The organism is Burkholderia sp. FL-7-2-10-S1-D7 (genome assembly GCF_001524185.1).
GTDB classification, from domain to species: domain Bacteria; phylum Pseudomonadota; class Gammaproteobacteria; order Burkholderiales; family Burkholderiaceae; genus Burkholderia; species Burkholderia diffusa.
On record NZ_LOWY01000067.1, the window covers coordinates 1 to 8,975 of the forward strand.

Consider the following 8,975-nt stretch of genomic DNA (forward strand, 5'->3'; position numbering starts at 1 on the left):
GTCGAGCCTGGCTGGATTCCGATAATATCGACGCGAGACTCACTGCCTGACTGGCTACAAAATTCCGCCGCAGGTCAGGCTGCGTCCTTAACCGTAATGCTCACCGAATGGCCCATGTTGCTAGCCGGACCGGCGGCTTCGATAGCTGCCTTACGCAACGCCGCGCTCGTCATGTTTGCCTTATCAGTGAGGCCCATTTGCAGGTATGCGTCGATCATGTTTATTCCCCTTTGAGGTGGTTAATTTTTTCTCGGACTTCCTTGAGGTTTCCCCATACCTTCCCCCAATCGCTCTGCTTCAGCGTGCCGTCTACCAGGGTAGACAGGAGAATTCGATGTACGCCGGAGAGTCGCTTAAGCTCGGCCTCGTTGGCCCGCTTTGTCGCCTCAGGCGCTTTGCTCGGCTTGGCCGGCTGCGGCTTTGCGCTCGCGGTAGCGCCCACCTCGTCCGGCGTCTCGGAGTATTTGGCAACACAGGCCGTGTTACACGGACACGGCACTAGTGAAACCTCGTGCACCGAGGAGGCCGTAAAGGTCTTACCGCCGTGGTTGTTGGGATTACCGTCGAGAGGCCGGAATCCGATGCTAAATGCCGCCGCAGCGCCAAACCTAGCCGCTGCGGCCCAATTGTCAGCAAGCGTACTTTGGCCCGCCGGGATCAGGTGGGCCGTTATTAGTACACCTTTGGAATCCTTCTTTGCGGAGATTACTTTTCCGATGGGTTGGTCGTGCTTGTGGCCGCCAAGCAGCGGGAGCGGGAGCCTGTCAAACACGACGCCTTTAGGGTCGACAATATCGCCGACCTTATCAACATCGATCGTAGTAGCGTAGCCGGTAAGGATACGAGCCATTACTTGCCCTCTGAGCCGAGCAGTTGGCCGAGAACCTGGACGATACCCCGCTTGGCCTGCTCATGCGCCGCAGCCTGAGTAACCTCTAGCTGAAGCTGTGAAACTCGTTGTTTCAGCTCGCCTAGCTTTCGGGACGCCGCATTCCGCTTAGCGACAAGCGTTGCATCAATCGTCATCGACGGGTCCGCAGAAGCACCATAGCGACTATGCAACTCCGTCTCAGTGCTACGCAGTTCTTCCGCTACGCGCACTGCTTCTGCGTGCGTGGCCTCAAGGTCCGCACATACTGCCGCGTACGAGGGGCCACTATATGCAAGTGCCGCCGCCACCCTATCCCGATAGATTGCGACACAACGTGCGGCCACATCTGCGGTGTAGCTGCTTGCGTTCTCGTAGTCGCTAGTCGCGTGATGCGTGAAATGTACGGCGCGGGCTTGTGCGACAGTTGCTTGGTCGATCATGTTTTGTTCCTTATGCGTGTTGGTGGCTTTGCGAAGAATCTTGTCAAGAAAGTTCTTCATGCTTATTTCTCGACGGCGGCGATACGTCGATTCGTAGCGAACTGCGCACCGCCCGTGGTGATGGCTTTATTCCGTGCCACCGTAGTCTCTGCGTACTTGCGGAGCATTTCCGACATCGTTGTGTCGTTTTCCGCCGCAATGACACGGAGCGCACGCCACGTCTCTTTGTCGACGCGCACGGAAATCGGATGCTCGGCCGGCAGGCCGTTGGCAGTTTGAGTAGGCTTCATATTCGTAGTCCTTAATAACTTTGCAAAAGTAGTGACGAAAACCGACCAACCCCGGGGAGTGGGCTAGTCGCATGATGAGGTGTGCAGGCATGCACCCGCAGTCTGAGCCGAGCTACCGCCACGCCTCTCTAGTACAGTCCGGGAACTAGCCGCGCCTGTGGATAACTCGGGCGCGCTCCCTCTAGTACTCAGGGGGAACTAGAGCGGCCTATGGATAACGACTCCCCTCTAGCACGGGGCCGAGCTAGAACGGCCGCTGTAGGGCGTGCTCCCTCTAGTACGGCGTCGGAACTAGAGCGGCCTGTGGATAACTTTCCTAGCCTCGCTAGTACTGTGGGGGAAACTAGAACAACCCGCCTCGGGGAATAGGTCGCGTGCTACCATCTGCACCTGTATTCCGCTGTAACACCAACCTGTACCGGCTGCTACAGCCCCGCTTATAAGTCCTTGATTTTTAAGGGTGCGTAGGTTTGCCATACAATGCGCACCATCATGCACGACCGACGCCTCCATTTTCTCGTTCCGTTCGCGCTGCCGTCGGCAGCCGATGCGGCCTCGTCCCTGCACACGCTGGACAGCCCCGCGCTCGAAAAGTTGCTCGCCCGCGCGAGCCTCGTCGAGCGCGTGGCAGGCGAGGACTTCCAGCGCACGCTGCCGCACGAGCGCTGGCTGGCCCGCCAGTTCGGCGCGACCCAGGGCAGCGCCGCCGACGAGGCGCCGCTCGCACCCTACATGCTGCTGGCGGACGGCGGCGACCCGGGTACCCAGGCCTGGGCGTGCGTCGAGCCCGTGCATGTCGAAATCGCGCACGATCACCTCGTGCTCGTCGACCCGGCGAGCCTCGCGCTCGACGACGGCGACGCGGCCGCCTTGCTGGCAGTCGCGCGCCCGCTGATCGAGGAGCTCGGCGTGCGACTGGAGGCGCCGCAGCCAGCGCGCTGGTACCTGTCCAGCGAGCAGTTCGCCCGCCTCGCCGGCGCAGCGCCGCTGCGCGCGAGCGGCCGCAACATCGAGATCTGGCTGCCGCACGAGGCACACACCGGCGAACGCTCGCGGATGTGGATGAAGCTGCAGAACGAAGTGCAGATGGCGTGGTTTCAGCATCCGGTGAACGAAGCGCGCGAAGCGCGCGGGTTGCCCGCCGTCAATTCGATCTGGTTCCATGCGCAAGGCACGCTGAAGCCGGTCGGCAAGCCGTTCGCACGCGTGCTGTCCGCGTCGCCCGCGGCGCTCGGCCTCGCGCGCGCGGCGCAAACCGAAGCCGGCGCCGTGCCGGCCGCATTCGACGCACTGCCCGCCGCCGCCGGCGCGACGCTCGTCGAGCTGCCCACACTGTCCGCCCCGTACATCGAGCAGGACTGGTCACGCTGGCACGATGCGCTCGCCGCGCTCGAGCGCGACTGGTTCGCGCCGTCCCTCGCCGCGCTGCAGAACGGCGAGCTGGCCGGCGTCGATTTCACGCTGTGCGGCGACACCAGCTCCGTGACACTGCACGCGACGCGCGGCGACCTGCGCAAGTTCTGGCGCCGCCGCGCGCTGGCGTCCCTGTTCGAATAACCCGACCTGTATGACCCGGATCGTTACCCGCCCCGTCGCGCCCGCCGACGCCGAAGCGCTCGCGCGCCACGGCCTGCATCCCGTCCTCGCGCGCCTGTATGCGTCGCGCGGCGTGCAATCCCCGACCGACATCGAGACGACCCTCGCGCGCCTCGTCCCGCCCACCGAACTGAAAGGCTGCGCGGACGCCGCGGCGCTGCTTGCCGACGCGATCGCCGACAAGCGGCGCCTGCTGGTCGTCGCCGACTACGACTGCGACGGCGCAACCGCCTGCGCAGTCGCGGTGCGTGGCCTGCGGATGTTCGGCGCGCAGATCGACTACCTGGTGCCGAACCGCTTCGAATACGGCTACGGGCTCACGCCCGAAATCGTCGAACTCGCGGCCGCACGCAAGCCCGACCTGCTGATCACCGTCGACAACGGGATCGCGAGCGTCGCGGGTGTCGAAGCCGCGAACGCGCGCGGCATCGATGTGCTCGTCACCGACCACCATCTGCCCGGCGACGCGCTGCCCGCCGCGCGCGCGATCGTCAACCCGAACCAGCCCGGCTGCGCGTTCCCGAGCAAGCACATCGCCGGCGTCGGCGTGATGTTCTACGTGCTGCTCGCGCTGCGCGCCGAGCTGCGCCGCCGCGGCGCATTCGCGAGCAAGGAGGCCGAACCCCGCCTCGACGGACTGCTCGACCTCGTCGCGCTCGGCACCGTCGCCGACGTGGTGCGACTCGACGGCAACAACCGCGTGCTCGTCGCGCAGGGGCTGCAGCGCATCCGCAACGGCCGCATGCAGCCGGGCATCGCCGCGCTGTTCCGCGCGGCCGGCCGCGAGGCGCGCACCGCATCGGGCTTCGACCTCGGCTTCGGCCTCGGCCCGCGCCTGAACGCCGCCGGGCGGCTCTCGGACATGTCGCTCGGCATCGAGTGCCTGATCACCGACGACATCGGCCGCGCATGGGACCTCGCGCAACAGCTCGACACGATGAACCGCGAGCGCCGCGAGATCGAGGCCGGCATGCAGCAGCAGGCGCTCGCCGATCTCGCCGACGTCGATCCGGCCGACGCATGCACGATCACGCTGTTCAACCCCGAATGGCACCAGGGCGTGATCGGCATCGTCGCCGGGCGGCTCAAGGAGAAGTTCCATCGCCCGTCGTTCACGTTCGCGCATGCGGACGAAGCCGGCACGCGGGTCAAAGGTTCGGGCCGTTCGATTCCCGGCTTCCACCTGCGCGATGCACTCGACCTGGTGTCGAAGCGCGAACCCGACCTGATCGTCGCGTTCGGCGGCCACGCGATGGCGGCCGGCCTCACGCTCGACACCGACAACGTGCCGCGCTTCGCGGCCGCGTTCGAGGCCGTCGCGCGCGAGTGGTTGTCCGACGACGCGCTGGCGCGCGTGATCGAGACCGACGGCGAACTCGAGGAAGCGTATTTCACGCCGCAGTTCGTCGGGCTGCTCGACGAAGCCGTCTGGGGCCAGGGTTTTCCGGCCCCGCTTTTCTCCGGCGAATTCGACGTCGTATCGCAGTCGCTCGTGAAGGAAAAGCACCTGAAGCTGCAGTTGGCGCGCGGCCGCCAGCGCTTCAACGCGATCTGGTTCAATCACACCGAGCCGCTGCCTGCGAGCGCGCTGATCGCGTACCGCCTCGTGGCCGACGCGTGGAACGGCGTGACGCGCGTCCAGCTGATCGTCGAACACGCGGCCGGCTGAACGCCGCCGGCCCGGCCAACCGGCCCGCGGCACTCGCGGGCCGCATGCGCGCCGCGCCGAACGCGGCCGCGGCGCGCATGCAAGCACGTTCCGCGTCACCGGGAAACCCCGCCGATCGGCTATAATTCCGCTTTTTTACGAAGCAAGAATAGCGAACGATCATGGAAGCGGAACGTCTCAACGCGATCGAAAGCTCCCTGCTCGACCTGCGCACGCGCGCGGGCGAGCTTCGGGGGTATCTTTGACTACGACGCCAAAGCTGCGCGTCTGACCGAAGTCAACAAGCAACTCGAAGACCCGAACGTCTGGAACGATTCGAAGAACGCCCAGGCACTCGGCCGCGAGAAGAAGCTGCTCGAAGGCGTCGTCACGACGCTGACGGCGCTCGATAGCGACCTGCGCGATGCGCTCGACCTGTTCGAGCTGGCACGCGAGGAAGGCGACGAAGACACCCTCATCGCATCCGAAGACGACGCGAAGAAGCTCGAAGCACGCGTCGGCGACATCGAATTCCGCCGGATGTTCTCGAACCCGGCCGACCCGAACAACTGCTTCATCGACATCCAGGCCGGCGCCGGCGGCACCGAGGCGTGCGACTGGGCGTCGATGCTGCTGCGCCAGTACCTGCGCTACTGCGAGCGCAAGGGCTTCAAGGCCGAAGTGCTCGAAGAGTCCGACGGCGACGTCGCCGGCATCAAGAACGCGACGGTCAAGGTCACGGGCGAATACGCATACGGCTTCCTGCGCACCGAAACGGGCATTCACCGCCTCGTGCGCAAGTCGCCGTTCGACTCGTCGGGCGGCCGCCACACGTCGTTCTCGTCGGTGTTCGTGTATCCGGAAATCGACGACTCGATCGAAGTCGAGGTCAACCCGGCCGACCTGCGCATCGACACGTACCGCGCCTCGGGCGCGGGCGGCCAGCACATCAACAAGACCGACTCGGCGGTGCGGATCACGCACATGCCGACCGGCATCGTCGTGCAGTGCCAGAACGACCGCTCGCAGCACCGCAACCGTGCCGAAGCGATGGCCATGCTGAAGTCGCGCCTGTACGAAGCCGAAATGCGCAAGCGCCAGGCCGAGCAGGACAAGCTCGAATCGAGCAAGACCGATGTGGGCTGGGGCCACCAGATCCGCTCGTACGTGCTCGACCAGAGCCGCGTGAAGGACCTCCGTACGAACGTCGAAATGAGCAACACGCGAGCCGTGCTCGACGGCGATCTAGACGACTTCATCAGCGCGAGCCTCAAACAGGGCGTGTAAGCGCCGCGGCGCGGCCTCTCCGGTCGCGCCGCCCTTCCCGTTGCGTTGCCGCACCCACTCCGAATTCCGACCATCATGACCGAACCGACCCAAACGCAGCCCGCCGTCGCGGCGGACGAAAACCAGATCATCGCCGAGCGCCGCGAGAAGCTGCGCGCATTGCGCGAGCAAGGCGTCGCCTATCCGAACGATTTCCGGCCGACGCATCACGCCGCCGATCTCCAGGCGAAATTCGCCGACTCGGACAAGGCCGCGCTCGAGGCGAACCCGGTCGAGGTGTCGGTCGCCGGCCGCATGATGCTCAAGCGCGTGATGGGCAAGGCGAGCTTCGCGACGGTGCAGGACGGTTCGGGTCAGATCCAGTTCTTCGTGACGCCGAACGACGTCGGCGCGGAAACCTACGACGCATTCAAGAAGTGGGACCTCGGCGACATCGTCGCCGCACGCGGCGTGCTGTTCCGCACCAACAAGGGCGAGCTGTCGGTCCAGTGCAAGGAGCTGCGCCTGCTGTCGAAGGCGCTGCGTCCGCTGCCGGACAAGTTCCACGGCCTCGCCGACCAGGAAATGCGCTACCGCCAGCGCTACGTCGACCTGATCGTCACGCCGGAAACGCGCGACACGTTCCGCGCGCGCACCAAGACCATCGCGTCGATCCGCAAGTTCATGGACAACGCCGACTTCATGGAAGTCGAAACGCCGATGCTGCACCCGATCCCGGGCGGTGCCGCGGCGAAGCCGTTCGTCACGCACCACAACGCGCTCGACATGCAGATGTTCCTGCGCATCGCGCCGGAGCTGTACCTGAAGCGCCTGATCGTCGGCGGCTTCGAGCGCGTGTTCGAGATCAACCGCAACTTCCGGAATGAAGGCGTGTCGCCGCGCCACAACCCGGAATTCACGATGATGGAGTTCTACGCCGCGTACACCGACTACCGCTGGCTGATGGACTTCACCGAGCAGCTGATCCGCCAGGCGGCGATCGATGCGCTCGGCACCGCGACGATCCAGTACCAGGGCCGCGAGCTCGACCTCGCGAAGCCGTTCCACCGCCTGACGATCACGCAGGCGATCCAGAAGTACGCGCCGCAGTACACCGACGGCCAGCTGTCGGACGACGCGTTCCTGCGCTCCGAACTGAAGCGCCTAGGCGTGGACGTGTCGCAGCCGGCCTTCCTGAACGCCGGCATCGGCGCGCTGCAGCTCGCGCTGTTCGAGGAAACCGCCGAATCGCAGCTGTGGGAGCCGACCTACATCATCGACTACCCGGTCGAGGTGTCGCCGCTCGCACGCGCATCGGATACGGTGCCGGGCATTACCGAGCGTTTCGAACTGTTCATGACCGGCCGCGAGATCGCGAACGGGTTCTCGGAGCTGAACGATCCGGAAGACCAGGCCGCGCGCTTCAAGAAGCAGGTCGAGCAGAAGGATGCAGGCGATGAGGAAGCGATGTTCTTCGACGCCGACTACATCCGCGCGCTCGAACACGGGATGCCGCCGACGGGTGGTTGCGGGATTGGCATCGACCGTCTCGTGATGCTGCTGACCGACAGCCCGACGATTCGCGACGTGCTGCTGTTCCCGCACCTGCGCCGCGAAGACTGACGGCTGAGCCCCTGCGTGCGCCGCGCCTCGCGGCGCACTCGTCAGCTTTGTAACCACGCGTAAATCCCGCTCGCCGGCGTTCGCCGGCTTTCGATCCTCCCCCGTTTTATCCCCTCGTCGCGACGGCCTTCTCCGGGTTTTCCCGATAACGCCTGCCCGCTTCCCGCTGCAATTCGTTACACCTTGATACGGTGCGCCCCTCGCCCGTGGACGACACTCCTGTTGCGTCACCACGCATGACCACGGGACCAGAACGCGGCGCCGGAACGCCAAGTCTGCTCGCTCCCGAGCGTGGGATCCGGCCAGCGCCAACGAGCGAAGCCGGGTCGACACCGGAGAACAAAATGGACAACCAGAATCAAACCACCCCGCAAAAACAACGCCTCCACCCGCTTATCGCGACCGCGGCAGGCGCCGTGATCGTCGCGAGCCTCGCGGCCACCGCAGCGATCACGGGCATCTTCCCGAAGGCCAACAGCAATAACGCGCAGAACGGCCAGACCCAGGCCGCGCTGATCGCATCGCAGCCGGCCGTCGATACGGCCGCTGCAGCCAGCGCCGCGCTCGCCGCGCAAGCGCAGCAGCAGGCAGCCGAACAGGCCGCGCAGCAGAAGGCTGCTGCCGAGAAGGCAGCGCAGGTCGAACCGAAGCCCGCGCCGCGCCCGGCAGCCACGCACCACCGCCATACGCCGGCGCCGCAACCGCCGCAATACGCGCAGCAGCCGTCCGCGCCCGCGCAGCCGGCCTATTGCCAGACCTGCGGCACGGTCGTCGCGATCACGCAGACGCGTACGCCGGGTCAGAGTTCGGGGATCGGTGCGGTCGGCGGCGCAGCGGCCGGCGGCCTGCTCGGCAACCAGTTCGGTCACGGCAACGGCCGCACCGCGATGACGATCATCGGCGCGCTCGGCGGCGGTCTCGCCGGCAATCAGGTCGAGAAGCAGGTGCGCGCGGAAACCGACTACCAGGTACAGGTCCAGATGGAAAGCGGCGCGACGCGCACGTTCACGTACCACAACCCGCCGCCGTTCGGCCAGGGCCAGCGCGTGCGGATCGAGAACGGCACGCTGGTCGGCGCTTGACGCCTGACGCATCGCCGGGCAGCCCTTGCGCCGTGCCGGAAATGAAAAAGGCTCGTGAAGCATCACGAGCCTTTTCTTTTTTGCGTGACCCGTCCTGAAATAGGTTGACACTTTTTCGCCGAAACGAAGAGGTGCCAAATGGAGCAAGGGATCAAGCGG

Annotated in this window: 9 protein-coding genes; 5 read left to right on the top strand and 4 right to left on the bottom strand. The window is 65.5% G+C overall.

Going from position 1 to position 8,975, the window contains the following annotated elements; all coding sequences use genetic code 11:
• Positions 1–74 precede the first annotated feature (74 nt).
• From WS75_RS33735 to WS75_RS20325, 4 genes are read right to left on the bottom strand one after another with little or no spacing between them, the layout of a single operon-like run.
• Complete coding sequence (locus WS75_RS33735) at positions 75–218, bottom strand: hypothetical protein (protein ID WP_156429836.1); 144 nt, start codon at positions 216–218, stop codon at positions 75–77.
• 2 nt (positions 219–220) lie between these two features.
• Positions 221–850, bottom strand: coding sequence for an HK97 family phage prohead protease (locus WS75_RS20315; RefSeq protein WP_059682539.1), 630 nt, complete (start codon positions 848–850; stop codon positions 221–223).
• Positions 850–1,371 (bottom strand): hypothetical protein, encoded by a 522-nt coding sequence (locus WS75_RS20320; protein ID WP_059682541.1) that lies wholly within the window; start codon positions 1,369–1,371, stop codon positions 850–852. The genes WS75_RS20315 and WS75_RS20320 overlap by 1 nt, the downstream gene beginning before the upstream one ends.
• A 2-nt stretch (positions 1,372–1,373) precedes the next feature.
• The gene (locus tag WS75_RS20325; RefSeq protein WP_059682543.1) at positions 1,374–1,601 is read right to left on the bottom strand and encodes a ribbon-helix-helix protein, CopG family; all 228 of its coding nucleotides are present in this window, start codon (positions 1,599–1,601) and stop codon (positions 1,374–1,376) included.
• A 480-nt stretch (positions 1,602–2,081) separates the two neighbouring features.
• Here WS75_RS20325 and WS75_RS20330 point away from each other — a divergent pair, with 480 nt between their 5' ends.
• The 5 genes from WS75_RS20330 to WS75_RS20355 all read left to right on the top strand — a co-directional run bounded on the left by WS75_RS20330 (position 2,082) and on the right by WS75_RS20355 (position 8,816).
• On the top strand, positions 2,082–3,158 hold the full coding sequence (locus WS75_RS20330; protein WP_059682545.1) for a hypothetical protein: 1,077 nt from the start codon (positions 2,082–2,084) through the stop codon (positions 3,156–3,158).
• A 10-nt stretch (positions 3,159–3,168) separates the two neighbouring features.
• Positions 3,169–4,866, top strand: coding sequence for a single-stranded-DNA-specific exonuclease RecJ (gene recJ, locus WS75_RS20335; RefSeq protein WP_059682548.1), 1,698 nt, complete (start codon positions 3,169–3,171; stop codon positions 4,864–4,866).
• A 161-nt stretch (positions 4,867–5,027) separates the two neighbouring features.
• Positions 5,028–6,132 (top strand): peptide chain release factor 2 gene (gene prfB / locus WS75_RS20345; RefSeq protein WP_156429838.1). Its coding sequence is split into 2 segments (ribosomal slippage): positions 5,028–5,108 and positions 5,110–6,132, totalling 1,104 coding nucleotides; the frame shifts between segments, so codons are not numbered across the junction.
• Positions 6,133–6,207: 75 nt separating this feature from the next.
• Positions 6,208–7,734 (top strand): lysine--tRNA ligase, encoded by a 1,527-nt coding sequence (lysS, locus tag WS75_RS20350; RefSeq protein ID WP_059535844.1) that lies wholly within the window; start codon positions 6,208–6,210, stop codon positions 7,732–7,734.
• Positions 7,735–8,078: 344 nt separating this feature from the next.
• On the top strand, positions 8,079–8,816 hold the full coding sequence (locus tag WS75_RS20355) for a glycine zipper 2TM domain-containing protein (RefSeq protein WP_059682550.1): 738 nt from the start codon (positions 8,079–8,081) through the stop codon (positions 8,814–8,816).
• The last annotated feature ends 159 nt before the right edge of the window (positions 8,817–8,975 follow it).